The following is a 22,636-nucleotide window of genomic DNA, read 5'->3' as shown; positions in this document are numbered from 1 at the left end:
AGAATCACTCGGTCGCCGGCCCGGACTTTGGGTGGCGGATCAATCGTATAAGGATGGTCATACGAAGGAATGCTCACCCTGGCGCGCCCGCTGGGGAGAATCGCCGTGACGGTACCTGCCAGCGCAACCTCATCGCCGACCTCAAATTCGCGAGGCATGTTAACGTGCAGCATGGTCTTCCTCCCGATGCTTTCCTATTTGATGCTTTGCTAATGCCCGGCCAACCAGGTTGGTTGCTTGCAATCGGCTTCGTACGGTTCCGCACAATTCCAAGCTGGTGTGCACTCCCAGTTGGCCTCGGATCGGTATTGTGTGCGTCGTCCTGCAGAAATGGCTTTACATTCAGCGATGACCTTGGCGCGCCCAGCCCCGTGTCAGCGGAGCGGCGAACTTCCTCTCGGTCGGCGATGGCCATAAACGCGGAGCGTGGAGCGAAAATAGATCCTTCGCCTTCGGGTACTTCGTCCGGTAAATTCGAAGAACGCCGACGCTGGCTTCAGCTGCCACGCGGGTTATTGGAGCCAGATCATTGATGCGGGTGTCGCGCGCCTACGGCAGGTCAAGTTCGGTTTCATGCGCCCCGATCTTCAACGCCAGCGACGCCATCATCGGGCAATGTTCAGCCAGCTCATATGTTGTTCGCAATCGCTGCACATGGAAGGTTCCGATCGGTTGACATTTCAACACTAGAGCAACCGGACAGACGCTGGAAGCGGCCCAAGCCTTGCCCTTCTTCGGGCCATGCTTCGGGCTTTTTGGCGAGCTATCCTGAGCTCGGGCAGCGTTGGTTGCCACCAGCCTCGCTGCCGTTCCGTTAACTCGGCAGCACGCCGAGCGGGCCATGTTCTAATCAATTCAGTCAAGGTCGCCGGACGCCATCTGCCCCAGATATAGTCGACGTTCGCCTCGATCAAATGCGGATAGAACGCTGCTAGCTCCGAGGCGACGAGTTCGCCCGAAATCTCGGTGAAGACCACGACGCCGTATTGCTCCGTTGCCACGGCAGGGCCAAGCTGGGGTAAATCGTCAGGGGGCAGTGGATAGCGACGTCGCCTGCGTTCGGCATACCGTAATCTGGCGGCTTTATATTCCTCGGAGTCTTTGGACGCTTCCCGTCGCCGTTTCCTCTCCTCCGGTTCTGCGCGGCGTGCGGCCCTTTCGATGCTTGGCCAATGGCGCCTCAACTCCTCGTAGGAGCGGAAAGGCACCCTCCAGGCCCGCAGTTCGTCGTCCCAGCTCGCCCATGGAACGGCTCGCAGTTCTTCGAGAACCGTCCGCGAATATGGCGTGCGGATGCGCAGGTCGTCCGCGACTTCCAGATACCGGCTCGACAGGGGATCGAAGGCGAAGGCGTCTCGTCCCTTGCTGTCATCATGTGCTGCTCGTAGATCCGCCTCTTGCGCAAGCCAGCGCTGGATGCGCCGCGCGGCAGTCTTTCCCGGCACGAACCAGCTTGTGCGCTCGTCACTCCACCTGGCGCGCGGGAATGCCTGTCGAAACCGCTCAACCGCCGCTCGATCGTACGGAAAGCGCGCTTCGGCACCAGGAACTGTCTGCGGTGCAGCAGGGGCGTCGGATTTTTCCATCAGATTGCGAAGCACAGCACTGCTCGCAAACAACGCGGTGCAGCTCATTTGGGTCCAAGAACACCAGAACGTATGGTCAGAGCCGCAAGGGAAGCCAATGAGGCGATCGGTGAAACTGCTCAACGAGCTAGCGTGGGGAAATCTTCGCCGCACCCGACGTTTATTCTGCTCCAGGAGAGGTCCATTCATGCCCAGACGAGATGCAAAAACCCAGCGGCCAGACGGCCAACGATGCCTCGTTCGCGTCCCCTGAAAGGCGAGGAGACGGAAGTGAACCACATCGTCGAAACGCAAAGTGTATCGCCAGCCCAGGCGCGAGAGCTTGTGCGGCGGCACGGAAACGATTGGCGTAAGATCGATGAAGCCGCCAAGTCTTATAGGGACGACAGCTAAGCATTTCCAAGCCGAGGGGAAAGGGAGCTTTGTCACGGCAATCCGCGGAGTTGCAAATCGAGCGGATCGGCTTGAGGTGACGAATGACCACATCTTGGTAGCTTTCTCAGACCGTTTGCACCGGCCCGGTCTGGGATCGAATAAAACCAGCGAAGGCCGCGTTCGAGCGGCGCTTTTGCTTCGACTGCGCTGCCGTAGAAAAGCCGCTCCGTCGTCATATTTTTTGATTAATACAGTTACTTCAACAGTCGCAGTGGAATCACGTGAGAGCTGTTGCAATCGGGCGCTCCGCCGCCTATTGTGTCTTGCAACAGCTCTGAGCTAAACGTATGGTAACTGTTGAATTGATTGATTTTGTTGAATTAAATAACGATCAGCGTCGGGAAAAAGTCAATTCCGACCAACGTTTCATTGCGCTCAAAGAGGCCCAAAGGAAGGCGAAGAGCTTTCGGGGATCCCTCGTCTGGCACACCGTGAACGGCATCGACCATTTGATGCGAAGCTACTACGACGCCGCTGGCGTACGACACCAAAAGGCAGAGGGTCGGCGCTCCCCGGCGAGCGAAGCTGTCAAGGCGGATTGGGAAGCAGCTCGCGCGTCCGCCCAAGAAACGCTCTCTGCGCGACAGGAGCAGATGGAGCGCCAATCTGCTGTCAATCGCGCGCTCCGGCTTGGGCGTGTTCCCCTGATCGCCGCAAGAATTATCAGAGCAATCGATAACGCCGGTCTTCTCGGGGAAGGCATTCGTATTGCAGGCACGAATGCGATCTACGCCTATGAGGCGGCGGCCGGAGTGTTCGTGGATCCCGGAATCACATCGACGCAAGATATCGATCTTCTCATGGACTCGCGCCAGTCCCTCAGGATCATGTCTGGCGCCAACGTCGAAGATGGAGCGCTCATCAACCTTTTGCGCAAGGTCGATCGGTCTTTCGAGCGTTCATCCGCCACATTCCGCGCGGTGAACCGCGACGGATATCTCGTCGATCTGATCAAACCGCTCGCAAACCCGGCGTGGAAGCCGAGCCGGGAAACTATCGGGAAGGCTGACGACGAATTGGTGGCCGCCGAGATCGCCGGCCTGGCATGGTTGGAAAATGCCCCTGCTTTCGAAGCAATCGCCATCGATGAAAAAGGCGGACCGTTACGGCTCGTGGCACCCGATCCGCGTATTTTTGCCGCCCACAAATTCTGGGTCTCAAAACGAGCTGATCGCGAGCCAATCAAGCGCCGTCGCGACCTGGCCCAAGCGCAAGTGGTTGCCCGGCTGACGACGCAGTATCTCGAGCATCTCCCCTACGAAGCAAGCGAGCTTCGGGTCCTCCCAAGGGCCGTTTTCGACGAGGCCCATCATTTGTTCGCACAAGCAGCGCCGCGGCCGTGAATGTCTGAGCGACATGTTGGCCGGCTGGATTGGCCCTCAACTTCCAACCGATCGAAGACGCGGCCCAGCAGCGCCAGATCGGAGGGACGAAAGACGCCAGCTTGCTCTGCTTTGGGACCAATTGGCACGACCCCCTTGATGCAGGCCCAGCCGACAGGATCGAAACTAATTGGCGCTATTACAGGGTTCAAGCTGGAGACAGCCGATGATCCTAGAGTCTCGTGCTCATGCCGGTTCGATATTCGTTTGGGAGAAGTCTTTGCCGATGAAAAGCAGCGGTTCGTCTGCACGCTTTGCCAAAGCATAGGACAGGAAATCGGCAAAATTCAGCGCCGCCGGGTGGTGGCCTTTGCCGTAGGTCAGCCAACCCTGGGTCGCCAGATCAACCAATTCGGAGTCGACAGGAATGATGTCGGCCTCGATATTGCGCAGCCAAAGATCGATCTCGGCCAATGCGTGTTCGCCCGCGCCTGCTGACCAGCACCATGCGTGCCTCGGGCACCCCGGTTGCCGGGACCAGTCGGATTGGGTCGGAGACCAGCGCTCGTTCCAGCCTTGCTGCCTCAGGCTCGCTCCGAAGGATCGCTACAACAGCTGAGGTATCGATCACCATCAGTTAGGGATTCCATGCTCGTCATACCCGATGATCTCCTCGTCGCTGCGAGTATCCAGTTCAGGCAATCGTGCCACTCTTTCTCGGATGGCGCGCAATTCTGCCAGCAGACGCTCCTGAGCGGTCTCTCCAAAGCCCAAGCGATGCAAGCGCTCGCTAAGGGCTTGATGGATGGCTGCTGTCTTACTGATACCCTGGCGGCGTGCGAGTTCATCGGCGAGAGCAACGGTGGCCGGATTTTTGATATTCAGGGACACGAGAAACTCCAAAAATCTACCTTTCTGGCAATTTCCACCATAGTTCTCTAGGCTCCTCAACATACCTGCTAGCCTCGCCTACACCCGCGCCGGATTGATCATGACAATCGCCAGGCCGTTGCCTGCCAAGGCGGCGACCGCCAGTCTCTCGAAGCTGCCTGTCGACTCCAATCCGACAACGGCCGGCGAAAGGGCTGCCAATCGCCGAACCAGATCCTCCACCCCGGCATGGTCATACCCACCGAGAACGCCTCGCCGGACGGCAAAACATGCACGTCGAGCCGATCCTTGGAACGTCGATGCCAAGAATGACTTCCCAATCGGGCTTCGCTTGCGGCCCTAGATATAGCCGGATGTTCTGCTGGAGCGGAGATGGCCAGTCGGGCACCGGGTTGCTGAGCTATCGCGGTCGCGGCCGCATTTCGCAAGTCTCTGCACGTCATTCCACGATCGCCGGCTTTGCTTGTTGCAAGGCCGGCGCTCCTGCCTTTTCTAATGATCCCCGACCGCGGCAAGAACCAGTTCGTGGCGAGAAACGGGGACCCGCATGGCGACCAACTATCGTGCCAGCAAGGGAGCGGTATCGCGCGGCGCGCGCATGCTGCGCACCGCCCTCGGCCCGGCGATCGCCGGCTTCCTTGACGATCCAGCCATTGTCGAGGTGATGCTCAATCCCGACGGTCGCCTGTGGGTTGACCATCTCAGCGAAGGACTCGCTGCAAGCAATGAAATACTGATCGCGGCAGACGGCGAACGGATCGTCAGGCTGGTCGCGCACCATGTCGGTGCGGAGGTGCATTCGGGCTCGCCGCGCGTTTCGGCTGAACTGCCCGGGACCGGCGAACGGTTCGAGGGTCTGTTGCCGCCTGTTGTCACGGCGCCAACCTTCGCCATCCGCAAGCCGGCAGTCGCGGTGTTCACGCTTCAAGACTATGTCGCCGCCGGCATCATGACCGAAGCCCAGGCTGGCGTCCTGCAGCTTGCCGTGAAGACACGGAAGAACGTGCTGGTGGCCGGCGGCACGTCGACGGGCAAGACCACGCTCGTGAACGCGTTGCTGGCGGAGGTCGCTAAAACCGCCGACCGCGTCGTGCTGATCGAGGATACGCGAGAGCTGCAGTGTGCTGCGCCCAATCTTGTGGCGCTGCGCACCAAGGACGGTGTCGCCTCGCTTTCCGATCTGGTGAAGTCGTCGTTACGCCTTCGGCCCGATCGCATTCCGATCGGCGAGGTACGCGGTGCGGAAGCGCTCGATCTGTTGAAGGCCTGGGGCACTGGCCATCCCGGCGGCATCGGCACCATCCACGCCAATTCTGCCATTGGCGCACTGCGGCGACTGGAGCAGCTCGTGCAGGAGGTGGTCATTACGGTTCCGCGCGCACTGATTGGCGAAACCATAGATCTCATCGCAGTTCTCGCTGGCCGCGGCTCAGCGCGCCGGCTCGTCGAGATCGCCCTGGTCGACGGGCTCGATCCGGCCACCGGCGACTACCGCACCCTGGAAGCAAATTTCGAGACCACAACGACCGTGAATCGCCACTCTCCCTATGGAGCTTCAGAATGACCCAGATCCGCTTCAATTCATCGGCTATCCGCAAACTTGCCGTGGAGCTGTCGTATGCGGCGACCGCCGCGATCATGACGATTGCGCCCGCCCATGCTGCCGGTTCCTCCATGCCCTGGGAGGAGCCGCTTCAGCAAATCCTTGAGTCAATCGAGGGGCCTGTCGCCAAGATCGTGGCGGTGATCATCATCATCATCACCGGTTTGTCGCTCGCCTTCGGCGACACGTCAGGCGGATTTCGCCGGCTGATCCAGATCGTCTTCGGGCTGTCGATCGCTTTCGCGGCAAGTTCGTTCTTTCTGTCCTTTTTCTCCTTCGGTGGCGGAGCTCTGATCTGATGGATGAGGAGATCCGTGGCTTTTTCGCGCCGGTGCATCGCGCGCTCACCGAACCGATCCTGCTCGGCGGCGCGCCGCGTGCGGTCGCCATCGCCAACGGCACGCTGGCCGGCGCGATTGGATTGGGGCTTCGCTTGTGGATCGCGGGGCTCATCATCTGGGCGGTCGGACATCTCGTGGCCGTCTGGGCGGCAAAGCGCGATGCGCAATTCGTCGATGTGGTTCGCCGCCACCTGCGCTATCCCGTGCATTTCGGATGTTGAGGTTTCGCCATGATGAACCTCGCGGAATATCGAAAGAAGAGTGCCAGCCTCGTCGATTATCTGCCGTGGGCTGCCCTGGTAGCGCCGGGCGTGGTGCTCAACAAGGACGGCAGTTTTCAACGGACGGCGCGTTTTCGCGGGCCGGATCTGGACTCCGCGACGCGGGCGGAGCTCGTCGGCACGACCGCGCGGCTCAACGGCGCGCTGCGCCGGCTCGGCTCCGGCTGGGCACTTTTTGTCGAAGCCCAGCGCAATCCTGCCAGCGGCTACCCAGACAGCCGGTTCCCGGATTGCGCATCCGCACTTCTCGACATCGAGCGTCGCGAACAGTTCGAAGACTCCGGTGTGCTGTTTGAAAGCAGCTACTTCCTCACCGTCGTGTGGCTGCCTCCGGCCGAGGAAGCGTCGCGCATGGAGAGTTGGCTCTACGAAGGCCGGGAAAAGACCGGCGTCGATCCTTGGGAGCTCCTGAAGATTTTTGTCGACCGCACCGACCGCGTGCTCAACCTCATCGAGGGCTTCGTTCCCGAAGCTGACTGGCTCGATGACGGAGAGACGCTGAGTTACTTACACTCAACCATTTCGACCAAGCGGCATCGCGTTCGCGTGCCAGAAACGCCGATGCATCTCGATGCTCTGCTTGTCGATCAGCCGTTGGCCGGCGGGTTAGAGCCGAGGCTTGGCGATGCGCGTCTGCGCACACTCACCATCACCGGGTTTCCGACGATGACCTTCCCGGGGATTCTCGACGATCTTAATCGCCTTGCCTTCTCCTACCGCTGGTCGACGCGGGCGATCATGCTGGACAAGACCGACGCGACCAAGTTGGTGACGAAGATACGCCGTCAGTGGTTCGCGAAGCGGAAATCCGTCGCCGCGATCCTCAAAGAGGTGATGACCAACGAGGCATCCGTTCTCGTCGACACGGACGCCGCCAACAAGGCGGCCGATGCGGACGCGGCGCTCCAGGACCTGGGCTCTGACCAGATCGGCGAAGCTTATGTCACCGCCACCGTTTCGGTCTGGGATGCCGATCCGTCGATCGCCGGCGAAAAGCTGCGTCTGGTCGAAAAGATCATTCAGGGCAGGGACTTCACCTGTATCGCCGAAGGCGTCAACGCTGTCGAAGCTTGGCTGGGCGGTATTCCTGGCCATGTCTATGCCAATATTCGCCAGCCGCCGCTTTCCACGCTCAACCTCGCGCACACGATTCCACTCTCCGCGGTCTGGGCAGGTCCGATCGAGAACGAGCATCTTGGAGCGCCGCCGCTGTTCTTCGCCAGAACGGAGGGCGCCACACCGTTCCGGTTCAGCCTGCATGTTGGAGACGTCGGCCACACCCTCGTCATCGGCCCGACGGGCGCCGGCAAGTCGGTCCTGTTGGCGATGATCGCGCTTCAGTTCCGGCGCTACGAAAACAGCCGGGTCTTTGCCTTTGATTTCGGCGGCTCAATCCGCGCGGCCATACTCGCCATGAATGGTGACTGGCACAATCTCGGAAGCGATACCGCAAGCGGGCAGGGGTCTGACGATCCGTTGCCCTTGCTGACTTTGACCGATCTGTCGGACGACGTTGACACCGTGTCGCTGCAGCCGCTTGCCCGCATCCATCATACGCCGGAGCGGGCCTGGGCGGCCGACTGGCTTTTCGACATTCTACTGCGCGAAGGCGTGCCCATCACGCCGCAGGTCAAGGAACATCTGTGGTCGGCGCTGACGTCGCTGGCGTCTGCGCCAGTCCAGGAGAGGACACTGACTGGCCTGTCCGTGCTGCTGCAGTCCTCGCCGCTGAAACAGGCGCTTGGTCCCTACTGCATCGGCGGCGCTTTTGGCCGGCTGCTTGATGCCGAGTATGAGCGTCTCGGCGAAGCCTCCGTCCAGGCGTTCGAAACCGAGGGCCTGATCGGCACGGGTGCTGCTCCCGCGGTGCTTGCCTATCTTTTCCACCGCATCGAGCAGAGGATGGACGGCCGGCCGACACTGCTGCTCATCGACGAGGGCTGGCTGGCGCTCGACGATGGCGGTTTCGCCGACCAGCTGCGCGAATGGCTGAAGACGCTGAGAAAGAAGAACGCCAGCGTGGTCTTCGCCACGCAGTCGCTTTCCGACATCGCCGGATCGCCAATCGCGCCGGCAATCGTCGAAAGCTGCCAGACGCGGCTGTTCTTGCCGAACGAGCGCGCTATCGAGCCGCAGATCGCCGAGATCTATCGACGCTTTGGTCTCAACGATCGTCAGATCGAGATCATCGCCCGGGCGATACCGAAGCGCGACTATTACTGTCAAAGCCGCCGCGGCAACCGTCTGTTCGAACTGGGACTCGGTCCGATCGCGCTGGCGCTCTGCGCCACATCGTCCAAATCAGACCAGGCCGCGATCGACCGGACAATCGCCGAGGCCGGCCGAGAGCATTTCCTCGAGGCCTGGCTAGCGGAGCGCGGTCTCTCCTGGGCGGCCGACCTCATCCCAGGTCTCACCAACGTGATCGACCAGTCCACAGAGGAGATTTCGTCATGAATTCCAATCTTGCAGGCAGCCGAATCCGTCGCAAGGCGGCAGCCGGCGCCATCGCCGTCGCCATGGCGCTGTCATCGGCACCAGCATCGGCGCTGATCGTGTTCGATCCGAGGAACTATGCCGAAAACCTGCTTTCGGCATCGCGTGCGCTGGAGCAGATCCACAACCAGATCACCTCGCTGCAAAACGAAGCGCAGATGCTGATCAACCAGGCGAAGAATCTCACGTCGCTGCCGACCTCGCTGCTTGGCCAGATCGAGGGCAATTTTTCCGAGATGAAGAGCCTGCTCGGCGAGGCCGAGAAGCTGGCCTACAGCGTCCAGGACATCGAGAGCCAGTTTACCTCCGCTTACAAGAATTTCGGTTCGGATCTCTCCAGCCAGCAGCTTGTCAACGGCGCGCGTCAACGATGGCAGACCTCGGTGTCTGCCTTTGAGCATTCGCTGAAAACCGGCGCCGTCGCGGTCGACAACATCGCCGGGACACAAGAGCAGACGAGTGCGCTGGTCGGTGCCAGCCAGTCGGCCGTCGGCGTGCTTCAGGCAACGCAGGCCGGCAACCAGCTCCTCGCCGTGCAAGCCAAGCAAGTTGCCGATCTCACTGCGATGCTGGCCGCACAAGGGCGAGCCGAAGCCCTTGAGCAGGCGAGGCGGGCGGCCGCGCAGGAGCAGGCACGCGAACAGTTCAGCCGTTTCATGACGGGCAGCAGTTACAGCCCGTCATCGGTAAAAATGTTCCACGACTGAGGCGAGAATCGCATGGATCTCAAGATCGCCGCCCGGATAGCAGCCGTTCTTGCCCTTGGCACCGCCATGACCGCCGCCTCCATGGCGCTGCGCGGCGACGGCTCGCACGACGCGTCCTCCCCGCGCTCCGCATATCCGGGCGGCGAGCCGGCTAAGGTCGAGCTTGCCCGATGCCGGGCCATCGGCATGGCGGCCGTTGACGACGAAGCCTGCAGGAGAGCCTGGGCGGAAAGCCGCCGACGCTTCCTGCAACCATCCCTCCGCCCCATCGCGCCAAACGCGGCTCCGTGGATCGAAAAGGACCAGAGCCGAATGCTGCCGCTCCAACCGCCAACTCCGCCTCGCGCGGAAGACCGGCTGCATCCGGAAACGGTGGCGCCATGAACGACACCGGCGTGATCGATCGCTTCCTGGAGACCTTTACCCGCTATATCGATTCTGGCTTCGGGCTGCTCAGCGGCGAGGTCGCATTCCTCACCTCCACTTTGATCGTCATCGACATCACGATTGCCGGCCTGTTCTGGGCTTGGGGTGCGGATGAGGACGTCCTGCACCGACTGATGAAAAAGACGCTCTATATCGGCTTCTTTGCCTTCATCATCGGCAACTTCAATCGTCTGGCCGGGATCGTCTTCGAGAGCTTTTCCGGGCTCGGTCTGAAGGCGGGAGGTTCGGCACTATCGGGCGCCGCACTGCTGCAGCCGGGCCGCGTCGCGCAGGTCGGCGTCGATGCCGGCAATCCAATCCTCGAAGCCGCCAGCCAGTTGATGGGCTACGTCTCGTTCTTCGAGAATTTTGTTCAGATCGTGGTCCTGATGATTGCTTGGGCGATCGTGCTGATTGCGTTCTTTGTTCTCGCCGTACAGATCTTCGTCACGCTGGTCGAATTCAAGCTGACGACGCTTGCCGGCTTCGTGCTGATCCCTTTTGCGCTGTTCAACCGGACCGCCTTCCTCGCTGAAAAAGTGCTCGGCAACATCGTTGCCTCCGGCGTGAAAATCCTGGTGCTCGCCGTCATCGTCGGCATCGGCTCGGGCCTGTTCGGCGAGTTCACTCAAGGCTTTGGTGCCGAACAACCGACGATCACCGATGCGCTGTCGCTTGTTCTCGGCGCATTGTCGCTGATGGGCCTGTCGATCTTCGGTCCAGGCATCGCGACGGGGCTGGTTTCGGGTGCTCCGCAACTGGGCGCAGGTGCCGCTGTTGGCACGAGCCTCGCCGTTGGTGGCCTTGGCGTAGCCGGCGCTATGGGCGCCCGCGCCGCAATAGGCGGCGCAGCAGGCGGGCTCAGTGCAGGCGGGCGCATGTCGGCAGCCGCCGCACGTAGTGGCGCGCATCTGGCCGGCAGCACTTCGGCCGCCTGGGAACTCGCCGCAGCCACGTCTGGAAGAGGTGGTGCAGGCTCAATCGCCGCCGGCATGGCGGGTGTCGCAAAGGCTGGTGCCAGCGCTGCCGTTCAACCCGTCAAGCAGGCAATGTCGCGCGCCGCGTCAGCCCTGTCCGATAGCTACGAGGCCGCCCGCTTGGCAGCTTGGGCTACGACGAGTGGAGAGCGATCGTCGCGAACGGCTTCCTCCGGTGACTGGTCGACCACCCAAACCAGTGCCGACGCCCCGCCCGCATGGGCAAAACGCATGAAGCGCGGCCAGGCCATGAGCCATGGCGCCAGCATCGCCGCGCATTCAGTTCATTCGAGCGATGATGGCGGCGGCTCAATGAATGTTTCCCTCGATCAGGACGACCGCCGATGACCCCCTTTAGACGCCCTTTTGTTCGTTACGGAAAAACGCCTCACCCTGAGACGCCATATCAGCGTGCAGCCCAGATTTGGGACGAGCGCATCGGCTCGGCTCGCGTCCAGGCGAAAAACTGGCGGCTGATGGCCTTCGGCTCGCTCGTCCTGGCCGGCGGTTTTGCATCCGCATTGGTCTGGCAATCGACGCGCGGTTCGGTGATTCCTTGGGTGGTTCAGGTCGACAAGTTTGGCGAGGCGCAGCTTGTCGCCCCGGCCATTGCCGACTATCGGCCGACCGATCCGCAGATCGCCTGGCATCTGGCCCGCTTCATCGAAGAGGTCAGAAGCATTCCGGCCGACCCGGTCATCGTCCGCCAAAACTGGCTGCGCGCCTACGATTACACCACAGACCGCGGCGCCATTTCCCTCAATGATTACGCTCGCTTGAACGACCCGTTTGCCAAATTGGGCAAACTCCAGATCGCCATCGAGGTTTCCAGCGTCATCCGTGCTTCGCCGGATTCTTTCCGCGTCGCCTGGATCGAGCGCCGCTACGAGAACGGCAACCTGGCCGGCACCGAGCGCTGGACCGCAATCCTCACAATCGTGATTCAGCAACCCCGCGACGCTGACCGGCTCAAAGTCAATCCGCTTGGCGTCTATGTCAACGCCATCAGCTGGTCGAAGGAGTTTTCATGATGCGTGCAGCACCAACAAGAACATCGGCGAGACCGGCCACGCGCAATGCGCCCAAGGCACGTAGGCTTGCCCTGGCATTGCTGTCGGCAACGGCGCTCGCCGGCTGTGCATCGAAGAAATACATTCCGCCGGAAATCGCCTACGACGATGCGGTGCCTGCCGTGCGCAGGGTCGACCCGCCTGGTCCGGTCAAGGTGGTGGAAGTGCCGAAACTGCTTCCGCTGCCTGGTCAGTTGAAACCGGTCGAGGCCACGAACCCGAAGGTGAAGCCGGAGCCAGCCGATCCGAAGCAGCGGATCAGCCAGGCCAATGAGGCCGCGCGCATGCAGCCGGTTCGCGACGGTTTCGTCAATGCCATCCAGCTCTATCCCTGGAGTGAGGGCGCGCTCTACCAGGTCTACGCCGCACCCGGCCAGGTCACCGACATCGCCTTGCAGCCCGGCGAGCAGCTTGTCGGCTCCGGGCCAGTCGCCGCCGGTGACACAGTGCGCTGGATCATCGGCGATACGCAAAGTGGGGCAGGGGAGCGCCAGCAGGTCCATATTCTTGTGAAGCCGACACGGCCAGACCTCCAGACCAACCTGGTCATAAATAGCGACCGCCGCACCTATCATCTCGAGCTCCGCTCGACCGAAAAGACCTACATGGCCTCCGTCTCCTGGCAGTATCCGCAGGACCAACTGATTGCGCTGCGGCGCCAGAATGCGCAGGCTTCCGCCGCAAAGCCGGTCGCGACCGGCGTCGACCTCCAGAAACTGAATTTCCGCTACCGCATCGAGGGCGATGCCGCACCCTGGCGGCCGCTTCGCGCCTTCGATGACGGTGCAAAGGTCTATATCGAGTTCCCGTCGGGCATAGCGCAAGGTGAAATGCCGCCGCTCTTCGTCATCGGCCCATCGGGCGGCTCGGAGCTGGTCAACTACCGTGCTCGCCAGAACTACTACGTCGTTGATCGGCTGTTTGCCGCCGCTGAATTGAGGCTCGGCGACAAAACAAGCGAAAAGCGCGTCCGCATCGTGCGCACGGACGGCAAACGAACCTCGCCTAGCACGAGGCTGTTCCGATGAGCGACCCTGCAAATGCACCCAACCAGGACATTCGAGCGGAACTGCGCCTTCGGCCCGAACCGGCCAGGGTCACGCGACTGTCGCGCAAGGTGCTGATAGGCGTTGGTGGAGTTGCCAGCGCTGTGATCCTCGGCACGTTGATTTGGGCGCTCGACACCAGACAGCGCGGAACCGAACAGCCGCCCGAGCTCTTCACCACCGAAAACCGCTCAACGGCCGACGGGCTACAGAAGCTGCCGAAGGACTATGCCGGTGTTCCGCAACTCGGCCCCGCGCTGCCTGGCGATTTGGGCCGGCCGATCTTGCGCGCGAAGGAGCGCCGCCAACCGATTGGGGCGTCCAACGTCAGTGGACCGCGCGCAGATCCGGAGGAGCAGCGCCGACTGGCCGAGATCGAGGCCGCACGCGTGGCGAAGCTCTTCACCGATACGAATACGAGACCTGGTCCCGCACGACAGAATGCTGGCACCAGAGTCATAGAACCGGACACCCAATCTGGTCTGACTCCGCCGCCGGGGCCGCCACCAATCGATCCTGGCGCCGCGCAAAACGTGCAGGATCGCAAGCTGGCCTTCGTCAATGCCGAGCCAGACCGTCGTACAGTCAGCCCCAATCGGCTCGCCGAGAAGGCCTCGCCCCATGTGGTGCAAGCCGGCAGCGTCATTCCAGCTGCCCTTATCACCGGCATCCGCTCCGATCTGCCCGGCGAGATCACCGCTCAGGTCACGGAAAATGTCTACGACAGCCCGACAGGATCCCATCTCCTGATCCCGCAGGGTGCGAGGCTGATCGGCCAGTACGACAGCCACGTCGCCTTCGGCCAGTCGCGCGTGCTGCTGGTCTGGAACCGGCTGATCATGCCTGACGGCACCTCGATCGTGCTGGAGCGCCAGCAGGGCGCAGACGCTGAAGGATTTTCCGGGCTGGAGGACGAGGTCGACCGTCATTGGGGCCAGATGTTCCGGGCCGCAGCACTCTCGACATTGCTGGGCATTGGGACATCGCTTGGGTCCAGCGACGACGAAAGGGAAATCGCCAAGGCCATCCGCGAAAGCGCGCAGGATTCGGCCTCCGATATTGGCCAGCAGCTCGTGCGCAATCAGCTCAATGTCCAGCCGACGCTCACCGTGCGGCCCGGTTTCCCGGTTCGCGTGATTGTCAATCGCGACCTTCTTCTTGTGCCTTACGGCACGCCAAAGGATCCATCATGACCAAGCTGAAACTTTCTGCCATTCCCGATGACCGTCCGGTCAAGATCACCGTCGAACTGCCTGCCGCCGTTCATCGCGACCTCGTTGCCTATGTCGATTATCTGAACAGTCAACATGTCTTTGTCTCACAAGCAGGAGGTGAACCATGCCGGATCTGAGGCTCGGTCGGCTGCCGAAGGTTGGCGTCGTCCGCATGACCATCTCCCTGTCGGAACCGCTCAAGGAGGAACTCGACCAGTATGCAGCCGAACACAGCCGGCTCTACGAACCCGTGGACGCCGCAGCCCTGATTCCGCACATGCTGGAAGCCTTCGTCCGTTCGGATCGCGGCTGGCGCGGCCGTAAGGCGAAGGCCGGCCGTGCCCGTCAACGAGGGGCGTCTCCAGCCAGCAGTACGACACGAAGCGGTGCTGAAGGTGATGGCTCCGCCTGAAGCTGTCCTGGTGGCTTTACCCTAAGCGGAAGTTCGCTCGCCCTCGGTTGAACTCACACTCATGGACCCAATCCTGACCTTCCGGGACCCATTTTCCTTCCAGAAACCGGACATTGGGCCCAACCAGCGCTCGTGACCCGAAGGCGACCTTCATTTCCTAGAAGCGCGTATGACTGCTCTTAGCCGGAAACCCGGCATTTGATGGACGCTGTGCTTGGAGGGCGGGTAATGAAGCGTCATAGCATCGTCGGCATGATAGGCGCCGTCGGCTTGCTTCTCGCCGCTGTGTTTGATTGCCTGTTGCCTTCCACTGATGAAAGAGTCGACTAGGACCTTTTTTGCTGTGACCGCACCGAATTGGTGATTAGATAAGTTGTCATGTCCGACCCACGCATCGACAGGGGCGATGACGGGCGCAATTCCAAGGATGTGGAACTGGTCCGCCGCGCGTTGGCGCGCGACGCGGACGCATTACGAACCATCATGCAGATGCACAACCAGCGCCTCTACCGTATCGCGCGTGGATTGGCCGACGACGACAGCGAAGCCGAGGACATCGTTCAGGAAGCCTATGTCAACGCCTTCGCCCACTTTGCCGAGTTTCGAGGAGAATCGGCATTGTCGACATGGCTCTGCAGGATCGTCGTCAACGAGGCACTAGGACGCTTGCGAAGGAGTCGGCGCGCGGCAGCTTTTGCAAAATCCGCGGCACGGGCCAATGCCGAAGTCATACAGTTTGCTCTCGACAAGCATTCCGGGGACGCAGAGCGAACGGTGGCGCAACGACAAATCCTGAGCTTGGTCGAACAGGCAACCGATAGGCTGCCCCCCGCCTACCGCGTTGTTCTTATTGCCCGAGCAATCGAAGGACTCTCTAATGACGAGACAGCGGAACTGCTCGGCGTGCGTCCCGAGACAGTGCGGACGCGGCTCCATCGCGCTCGCCGTCTCCTTCGCCAAGAGCTAGACGAGCAGATTGGCCCCGTGCTGCTCAATGCCTTCCCCTTCAAGGGCCGACGCTGCGAGCGACTAATCGACACCGTTATAGATCGCCTTCGTTTTCCAGCCTGACTGCGTGCGGAAGGTCTTTCTGCGCCTCTCTCTCCCATGCCGGCAGAAGGTCCATGCTCTATCGATCGATCGGTCTTCGCGCCGGACGCGGGAACGTTTTGACGGTTCGGTCATCCAATATTGTCAGCCAGATTCGGTAGCCACGCAATCGGGACGTCGCCGAACGGGTAGACCAACTGGAAAACAATGTTCGGGAGGACAAGGCAGTGTCAGCACGGTTCAATCGTATTGGTGTCTCCTTGGTCATTCTGGTCTCCGCGGCTTTGATTCCGGCCGCTGCCCAGACGGGCGCAAAAGGATCGGTCAGTGGAAAGGATTTTGACGCCGCCACGGCCGAGCAGGCCAAGCGATATCTCAAGGAAGGTCGCGAGACTTTCCGTTTCGATACCTTTGGTAGCGAGGAGTTTTGGGGCGGCAAGCTCAAGCTCCATGAGGCGATCGCCGGGGAGAAACTGGGCGGGGTCGGACCTGGCCTCAGTCCGGAAATGGCTCTCGAACTTGGCCTCAAGGTCGATGTCAATGCAATTCCGAAGGATGTGGCTGCAGCTCTCGACAAAGGTGAGGTCGACCTTACCGATCCTGCAAGCACGCTTCTCCTGCTCAAAGCCAATGCCGTTGTCGGGGTCACCGGGTTCTTCGCCGAGGACGGAAAGACGCTGACTTCGGTCGGCATACAATGTGCCGTGTGCCATTCGACCGTTGACGACGCATATGCGCCAGGCATCGGGCATAGGCTGGACGGCTGGCCGAACCGCGACCTCAATATAGGCGCTGTCGTTGCATTGGCGCCTGACCTCACGGCGTTCACCGAAATGCTGCAGATATCCGAAGCGGAGGTGAAGAAGGCGGTGGAAGCATGGGGCCCTGGCAAATTCGATGCTGAACTGAACCTCGACGGCAAGGCATTCCGGCCGGACGGCAAGACGGCCGCCACGCTCAATCCACCCGCCTTCGGATTGGCCGGCGTGAACAACCATACATGGACCGGAGCCTGGGGCACGGTGAGCTACTGGAACGCCTATGTCGGCAATCTCGAAATGCACGGCAAAGGCGTTTTCTACGATCCGCGCCTGGACGATACAGAGAAGTATCCGGTCGCAGCGAGAACGAAACAGGGCCACAAGCAGGACGAGGAAGACCGGATCACGGCGAAGCTGCCGGCGCTTCACTTCTATCAGCTTTCGCTGCCGACCCCGAAGCCGCCCGAGGGCGCCTTCGACAGTGCGGCGGCGGAGAAAGGCGAGGCACTTTTCAACGACAAGGCCAAATGCGGCACTTGCCACGTGCCGCCACTATTCACCGAGCCGGGATGGAACCTGCATACGGCCGATGAGATCGGGATCGACGATTTCCAGGCGATGCGATCCCCGGACGAGCGTTACAGGACGGCATCGTTGCGTGCACTTTGGAACACGGAAAAAATCCACAAGGGCGGTTTCTACCACGACGGGCGGTTCGCCACCCTCAATGACGTCATCAAGCATTATGACGACCATCTGGGCCTTGATCTGACCGATCAGGAAAAGAGTGACCTGATCGAGTACCTCAAGTCGATTTGACCCAGCACTTGACGGCGTCGGCGTTCCTCGGATGTCGATTGGGAGGAAAGGTTATGAACGGTGATCGTAGTGAGGCAAATCGCTGGTCGGCACACAGCGTGCCAAGCCAGACGCTGTCTCGTCGGAAGTTTCTGAAGGTATCGATGACCGGCGTCGCCATGCCGGTGGAGGCGGGCTTGCTTCCTGCATGACGGGCCAGCCTGCGGCGCGTGGCGCCGGAATAACGCCAAAGCCTCTGGCACTCTATCAGGATGTTCCAGACAAAGGTCGCCGCTGCGCAGGGTGGGCCCATTTCCTGGAGCCGAATGCATGCGAGATCGTTGCGGGCGAAATCAGCCCTGATGGCTGGTGCCGCTTTTACAAACCGCGGCCAGCCTGATCGGTCGGAAACCAGCGGCAGGGGAACCTCGTTGGAAACGGATCAAGGAATCACTTGGGCGCAGCAAAACGTGTATTCCGCCCGAAATCCGCAGTGCACGTCCAACATCGCGGCCCACCCGATCCAACCAATGTTGATCCCGTTCCTGGTAGCTTTTGATCACGACATTCTCATGGGATCGCTGTCAGGAAATGGATCATCAATTCGCCTGATCTTGCTGGACAAACATCCGAGAAGAGGCCGGATCGCGATCTTCAGTGAGTCCACTGCAGACGTCCGCGCATGGCGCGACCGAGCCGGCCGAAGGATTCGTTCTGCCGTACAGCCGCGGAGCGTTCTTCGTCGCGGTTGGGCGGCGAGCCGACTTTCTGGCTGCGCGCGCCGCAGACCGGTTGACGTTAGAAAGAGGCCATTCCTTCTGTTTCCGATCAAGTGGGGCTCACAAGGAGCTACCAACTGGACTCTAGCTCAATCTGCTGTTCATTGTAACGAATGGGCAACCAAAAATCCTCAGGGGAAAGCAGGCCACCCCGGTTGTACAATCTCGGTTCAACTGGCCTTGCCGAAGCGATCCTGCAGACCATGGATCAGCCGCTGCTGGTCCTAAGAGACGACCTTACGGTCGAGGAAGCCAATTCGGCGTTCTATACGCTGTTCAAGGTCGACACCGAAGAGACCCGCGGGCGCCTGCTCTACGAAATCGGCAATGGCCAGTGGAATATCCCCGAGCTCCGTCGGCTCCTGGAAGAGATCCTGCCGCAGCAGTCGGTAGTGGAGCACTACCGGCTAGAGCATAAGTTCCCGGAGATCGGCAAAAGGATCATGATCCTGAACGCGAGGCGGCTGCCGCCCGAGGGCGACCGCCCTGAACTGATCCTTTTGGTCATCTCAGATCGCACCGAGACCGAACAGGCCCGGTTCGAACTCGAAGGCTACGTCGAGTTCGGGGAAAAGCTGATTGACAGTACCCGGGAGGCGCTCCTGGTGCTCGATTGGGACCTGAAGGTGGTTCGCGCCAACCGGCCCTTCTATGACGCCTTCCAGGTGTCTCCTGACGACACTAAGGGGCGGCTGATCTACGAGCTCGGCAATCGGCAATGGGACATCCCGCGTCTGAGAGAGCTGCTTGAGAACGTCCTGCCCAACAACAACGCCTTCGATGATGTGGAAGTGGAGCATGATTTTGAGCACGTCGGCCGCCGCGTCATGCTCCTCAACGGGCGACGCCTCGACCACCTCGACCTCATACTGCTGGCGATCCGCGACGTCACCGAGCAGCGCCGCATGGAGAAGGAGCGGGAAACGCAGGTTGGCGAGCTCCATCACCGGATAAAGAACGTCCTCACCACAGTCGATGCGCTGGTAAGACGAACGCTGCGCGACAGCGGTTCGCTTGAGGAATTCGGCCGAGCCTTCGAGAGCAGGCTCGGTGCCATGGCACGCACGCAGGATCTGTTGGTGCGCGCGCCGAGGGGAAGTGTTGATATGTCCGAGATTCTGCGGCTGGAGCTGCAGGCGCATGGCGGACGGGAAGGTGGGAATTTCAATCTCGACGGCCCCGCAATCGCGCTACCGCAAGATGCGGTCCAGGCATTCGCAATGGCCGTTCACGAACTCACCACCAACGCAGTCAAGCATGGCGCGTTTGCTTCGCCTGAGGGGCGAGTTGACATTCAATGGACGGTGCAGGCGGGCGAAGGGGGCGCGACGCGTGTAATGTTTCGCTGGCGGGAACGTTGCCCGATCATAACCAGCGCCGGCCGCACCGGCTACGGCTCCCGCGTCCTGGAGGCAGCGTTCCGCCACACCCTGAAGGGCAGCTCCCGGCTTACGCTGCATCCTGATGGAGCTGAATTTTCGGCTGAGTTCCAGCTCTAATACCGCGCGGACATGTCGAGGCTGCGAGGACTGCGCCAAATCCCATATCCACATGATGGTGTCAGGCCGCGGTTCTGCATGCTGGCATAGCAACCGGTCTGGATCGAACGGGTTCCGCCGGGGGCGATGGGAGGAATGACTGCGGAACCCTGGGCAGCGGTCGTTTCGGGCCATGGGAGGTCGCATCAAGTCATAGCGCGAACGGCAGGTTTGTAGATGCCATGAAGGTCAGCAAATGGCGCGCAACATGACCTCCAGCATTGTCACCCGCGATGTCCGCTTCCGGGCGGAGGCTGAAGAGACTGCCACCGCACTTTCAACCTCGCCAAGGAACACCTCGAACAGCTCAAGGCGAGGCCATCGACTTAAGCCTAGCTGTGCGTGTTTCGACATTTCGACGTCGCGGTGTCGGATTATTTGCATGCAAACCAGTTTTACGACGCTATCCTCCCATCCTCAACGGAAGATTCTGGGAGGAATGCATGGCTGCGCATGAGCAACATGCCGTTGAAATCATTAGGGACAAAGAGTGGTCGGTTCGCGTGACGGTCAACGGCACCACCACCACGGTCCCTTTTACATCTGAGAGCTACGCGCGTTCGTTCGCAGACGGTCAGGCGTTCCGACTGGGCGTTCAGGTCGCGGAGATCAAGAAGGCGGCCTAGCCGCGCGCTTGCCCCAAGAGCCCCACAGCGATTGAACCTCGAGTGACCAAAGCCGGTTGAAATTAGCCGTTGCGCGGCATAAGAGCTTGTGCCTATAGTTAGTACGTGGCTCGCACGAACAAACAGACTGACTGTGACGACCTGTAGATGGCGCCCAAGCTGGGCTGCTGCGCGGTCTGGACGTGAGCCGGAACACTCGGTCAACAGGGGATACGCACAGTGAACCGCTTTCAGAAACTCTCGACCGCAGCGCTCGTCGCAGCATCCTTCACGTCGACCGCCCTCGCCACGAATGACAAGCTGACGATCGGCATCGTCACCTTCTCGACATCCGACGTCGACACAAACCAGATGGTCGACACGATGAGCCAGGAAGCCAAGTCTAAGGGCTGGTCGGTGGAAACGCTCAATGCCAATGGCGATCCTTCGCAAGCGATCACCAGCATCAAGCAGCTGGCAACCAAGAAGGTGGACGCCATCATCGTCACGGTCTTCGATTCGACGGGCCTGGCGGCCGGGCTCCAGGCGGCGGCGGACGCAAAGATCCCCGTGCTTTCGGCCGGCGGCGGCATGGCAGACGGGATCGCGCTATCTGCAAGTACCGGTGCTGCGCAACCGCTGATGGACTTGATGCTGAAGGACATCGGCAAGTCCGGAACTGTACTCGACCTCACCTACCATCCCGGCATTCCGTGCCGCGAACGAGCCGACGCCTTCGATACGGCCGTCAAGGCAAATCCGGGGCTCAAGGCGACCTCGCACGAGATCAGCATCCCGGGTGCTGCCGAATCGTCGCAGGCCGCGACCAGCGCCTGGCTTGCAGCCAATGCCAACGCCAAGGGGCCGTTCGCCATCTTCAACTGCTATGACGACAACGCTATGGGCGCGATCGCGGCGCTGAAGCAGAACGGCCGCAGCGACGTGAAGGTCTATTCGTTCAACGCCACGGCGCCCGCTGTCCAGGCTGTCAAGGACGGGACGATGACCGCCACGCTCGGTGTCGATCTGACTTCGGCAGGCAAAATGCTAGTTGATCAGATTCCCGACATCCTGGCAGCCGGCGACCAGTGGAAGCCCAAATCCTTCGTGCCAGGCTATACGCTCGTCACCAAAGAGAACGTCGACAAGTTCATCAAGGACAATCCGCAGTAAGCTCTCCTGATTGTGGGTCTGGGCCGGACTTGCCTGGCCGGGCCGGAGTGCTGTCATGAGAGCCGCTATGTCCGCTGATCATTTCCTGCCCGAAACCCACGCTCCGGCAGAGGCGCCCCGCGTCCTGCCGTCAACGCAGACCGGCTATGCCTCGCCCAATGCCCGACAGCGGCGCGCGTTGCTCATGCGCCTGCTTGGAACCTACGGCACCATCATCGTGCTGGCGTCGATGCTGGGGATCTTCTCGGTGCTGGAGCCGGGGACCTTCGCAACCATCGGCAATTTTCGCAACATCGTAAACGACATGGCGATCGGCACCATTGTCGCGGCCGGCCTCACCGTGCCCCTCGTCGCCGGTGATTTCGACCTCAGTATCGGCTATGTCGCGAGTTTCTGCGGGCTTCTCGTGGTCGGGCTGTTGAGCAGCAGTGGCTTGCCGATCCTACCCGCCATCTTCCTTGTCGTCGGCCTCGGAACGGTCATCGGCATTGTCAACGGCATTGTCGTTTCGAAGATCGGGGTGAACGCCTTCATTGCCACGCTTGGCACGGGCACCATCATCGTCGGGCTGAACTACGCCTATTCGGGCGGAATTCCGCTGCAGCTCACCCAGTCGCGCGAATTCACCAGTATCGCGATCGGCCGGATTGCCGGAGTGCCGCACCTCGTCATCATCATGGCCGTCGTGCTTGCGCTGCTGTGGGTGATCCTCAACCGAACAGTGCAGGGCCAACACATCAAGGCCATCGGCGTCAGCCCGGAATCAGCGCGCCGCGCCGGCGTCGCCGTCGATCGCAGCCGCATCGTTGCCTTCGCCATCGCCAGCACCTGTGCTGCTATCGGTGGCGTGCTGATGGCCTCCAATCTCGGCTCCGGCCAGGTGACGGCGGGTGACAGCTTCATGCTGACGTCGTTTTCGGCCGCCTTCCTCGGTTCGGCGGCGCTGCGAGAGGGTCAGTTCCATATCCTCGGCACCTTGATCGGCGTGCTGACGGTCGCCGTCGGCAACAATGGGCTGGCCATGATCGGCGCGCCGATCTTCACGCAGTTCCTGTTCACCGGCTGCCTTCTCGTCGTCGCCGTAGCGCTCGGCGGTATTGGCCGCCGCTATGCGAGGGGATAGGC

At 61.2% G+C, this 22,636-nt stretch carries 21 protein-coding genes and 1 pseudogene; 19 read left to right on the top strand and 3 right to left on the bottom strand.

Going from position 1 to position 22,636, the window contains the following annotated elements:
- Positions 1-686 precede the first annotated feature (686 nt).
- Positions 687-1,586: a hypothetical protein gene (locus NKI47_RS31720; protein ID WP_352595191.1), complete on the bottom strand. Its 900-nt coding sequence runs from the start codon at positions 1,584-1,586 to the stop codon at positions 687-689.
- A 722-nt stretch (positions 1,587-2,308) separates the two neighbouring features.
- Between NKI47_RS31720 and NKI47_RS31715 the strand changes: the two genes are divergently transcribed.
- Positions 2,309-3,364, top strand: a complete 1,056-nt coding sequence (locus NKI47_RS31715) for a GSU2403 family nucleotidyltransferase fold protein (protein WP_352595188.1) — start codon at positions 2,309-2,311, stop codon at positions 3,362-3,364.
- Positions 3,365-3,589: 225 nt separating this feature from the next.
- On the opposite strand, the pseudogene NKI47_RS31710 reads toward NKI47_RS31715, so the two are convergent.
- Positions 3,590-3,977: pseudogene (locus NKI47_RS31710) on the bottom strand (type II toxin-antitoxin system VapC family toxin).
- Positions 3,977-4,234, bottom strand: a complete 258-nt coding sequence (locus NKI47_RS31705) for a type II toxin-antitoxin system VapB family antitoxin (protein WP_352502877.1) — start codon at positions 4,232-4,234, stop codon at positions 3,977-3,979. The pseudogene NKI47_RS31710 and the gene NKI47_RS31705 overlap by 1 nt, the downstream one beginning before the upstream one ends.
- Positions 4,235-4,781: 547 nt before the next feature.
- On the opposite strand from NKI47_RS31705, the gene trbB reads away from it, so the two are divergent.
- The 18 genes from trbB to NKI47_RS31615 all read left to right on the top strand — a co-directional run bounded on the left by trbB (position 4,782) and on the right by NKI47_RS31615 (position 22,634).
- Complete coding sequence (gene trbB, locus NKI47_RS31700; RefSeq protein ID WP_352595185.1) at positions 4,782-5,798, top strand: P-type conjugative transfer ATPase TrbB; 1,017 nt, start codon at positions 4,782-4,784, stop codon at positions 5,796-5,798.
- Positions 5,799-5,872: 74 nt separating this feature from the next.
- Positions 5,873-6,136: a TrbC/VirB2 family type IV secretion system protein gene (locus NKI47_RS31695; protein ID WP_352492921.1), complete on the top strand. Its 264-nt coding sequence runs from the start codon at positions 5,873-5,875 to the stop codon at positions 6,134-6,136.
- Positions 6,136-6,399, top strand: coding sequence for a VirB3 family type IV secretion system protein (locus NKI47_RS31690; RefSeq protein WP_352595179.1), 264 nt, complete (start codon positions 6,136-6,138; stop codon positions 6,397-6,399). Before NKI47_RS31695 ends, NKI47_RS31690 begins: the two co-directional genes overlap by 1 nt.
- Positions 6,400-6,408: 9 nt before the next feature.
- Positions 6,409-8,916 (top strand): conjugal transfer protein TrbE, encoded by a 2,508-nt coding sequence (trbE, locus tag NKI47_RS31685; RefSeq protein WP_352595177.1) that lies wholly within the window; start codon positions 6,409-6,411, stop codon positions 8,914-8,916.
- Positions 8,913-9,662: a P-type conjugative transfer protein TrbJ gene (gene trbJ / locus NKI47_RS31680; RefSeq protein WP_352595174.1), complete on the top strand. Its 750-nt coding sequence runs from the start codon at positions 8,913-8,915 to the stop codon at positions 9,660-9,662. Before trbE ends, trbJ begins: the two co-directional genes overlap by 4 nt.
- A gap of 12 nt (positions 9,663-9,674) precedes the next feature.
- On the top strand, positions 9,675-10,046 hold the full coding sequence (trbK-alt, locus tag NKI47_RS31675) for a putative entry exclusion protein TrbK-alt (protein WP_352595173.1): 372 nt from the start codon (positions 9,675-9,677) through the stop codon (positions 10,044-10,046).
- Positions 10,043-11,413: a P-type conjugative transfer protein TrbL gene (gene trbL / locus NKI47_RS31670; RefSeq protein ID WP_352595170.1), complete on the top strand. Its 1,371-nt coding sequence runs from the start codon at positions 10,043-10,045 to the stop codon at positions 11,411-11,413. The genes trbK-alt and trbL overlap by 4 nt, the downstream gene beginning before the upstream one ends.
- A complete protein-coding gene (trbF, locus tag NKI47_RS31665) occupies positions 11,410-12,096 on the top strand; it encodes a conjugal transfer protein TrbF (protein WP_352595167.1) in 687 nt (228 codons plus the stop codon). The genes trbL and trbF overlap by 4 nt, the downstream gene beginning before the upstream one ends.
- The gene (gene trbG / locus NKI47_RS31660; RefSeq protein ID WP_352595165.1) at positions 12,093-13,163 is read left to right on the top strand and encodes a P-type conjugative transfer protein TrbG; all 1,071 of its coding nucleotides are present in this window, start codon (positions 12,093-12,095) and stop codon (positions 13,161-13,163) included. Before trbF ends, trbG begins: the two co-directional genes overlap by 4 nt.
- A complete protein-coding gene (locus NKI47_RS31655; RefSeq protein ID WP_352595162.1) occupies positions 13,160-14,374 on the top strand; it encodes a TraB/TrbI/VirB10 family type IV secretion system protein in 1,215 nt (404 codons plus the stop codon). Before trbG ends, NKI47_RS31655 begins: the two co-directional genes overlap by 4 nt.
- Positions 14,371-14,532 (top strand): DUF2274 domain-containing protein, encoded by a 162-nt coding sequence (locus NKI47_RS31650; protein ID WP_502896937.1) that lies wholly within the window; start codon positions 14,371-14,373, stop codon positions 14,530-14,532. The genes NKI47_RS31655 and NKI47_RS31650 overlap by 4 nt, the downstream gene beginning before the upstream one ends.
- Positions 14,520-14,807: a DUF2274 domain-containing protein gene (locus NKI47_RS31645; protein ID WP_352572196.1), complete on the top strand. Its 288-nt coding sequence runs from the start codon at positions 14,520-14,522 to the stop codon at positions 14,805-14,807. Before NKI47_RS31650 ends, NKI47_RS31645 begins: the two co-directional genes overlap by 13 nt.
- Before the next feature lie 378 nt (positions 14,808-15,185).
- Entirely contained in the window at positions 15,186-15,878 is a 693-nt protein-coding gene (locus NKI47_RS31640; protein ID WP_023679398.1) for an RNA polymerase sigma factor, read from the top strand.
- A gap of 206 nt (positions 15,879-16,084) precedes the next feature.
- The gene (locus NKI47_RS31635; protein WP_352595159.1) at positions 16,085-17,437 is read left to right on the top strand and encodes a hypothetical protein; all 1,353 of its coding nucleotides are present in this window, start codon (positions 16,085-16,087) and stop codon (positions 17,435-17,437) included.
- Between the two features lie 871 nt (positions 17,438-18,308).
- A complete protein-coding gene (locus tag NKI47_RS31630; RefSeq protein WP_352595156.1) occupies positions 18,309-19,694 on the top strand; it encodes a sensor histidine kinase in 1,386 nt (461 codons plus the stop codon).
- A gap of 482 nt (positions 19,695-20,176) precedes the next feature.
- Positions 20,177-20,359, top strand: a complete 183-nt coding sequence (locus NKI47_RS31625; RefSeq protein ID WP_023679139.1) for a hypothetical protein — start codon at positions 20,177-20,179, stop codon at positions 20,357-20,359.
- Between the two features lie 219 nt (positions 20,360-20,578).
- A complete protein-coding gene (locus tag NKI47_RS31620) occupies positions 20,579-21,511 on the top strand; it encodes a sugar ABC transporter substrate-binding protein (RefSeq protein ID WP_352595153.1) in 933 nt (310 codons plus the stop codon).
- 67 nt (positions 21,512-21,578) lie between these two features.
- Complete coding sequence (locus NKI47_RS31615) at positions 21,579-22,634, top strand: ABC transporter permease (protein ID WP_352595150.1); 1,056 nt, start codon at positions 21,579-21,581, stop codon at positions 22,632-22,634.
- Positions 22,635-22,636: the final 2 nt, after the last annotated feature.

The organism is Mesorhizobium sp. M0633 (genome assembly GCF_040320645.1).
Taxonomy (GTDB): domain Bacteria; phylum Pseudomonadota; class Alphaproteobacteria; order Rhizobiales; family Rhizobiaceae; genus Mesorhizobium.
This window is presented reverse-complemented; position numbering and strand designations above follow the sequence as displayed.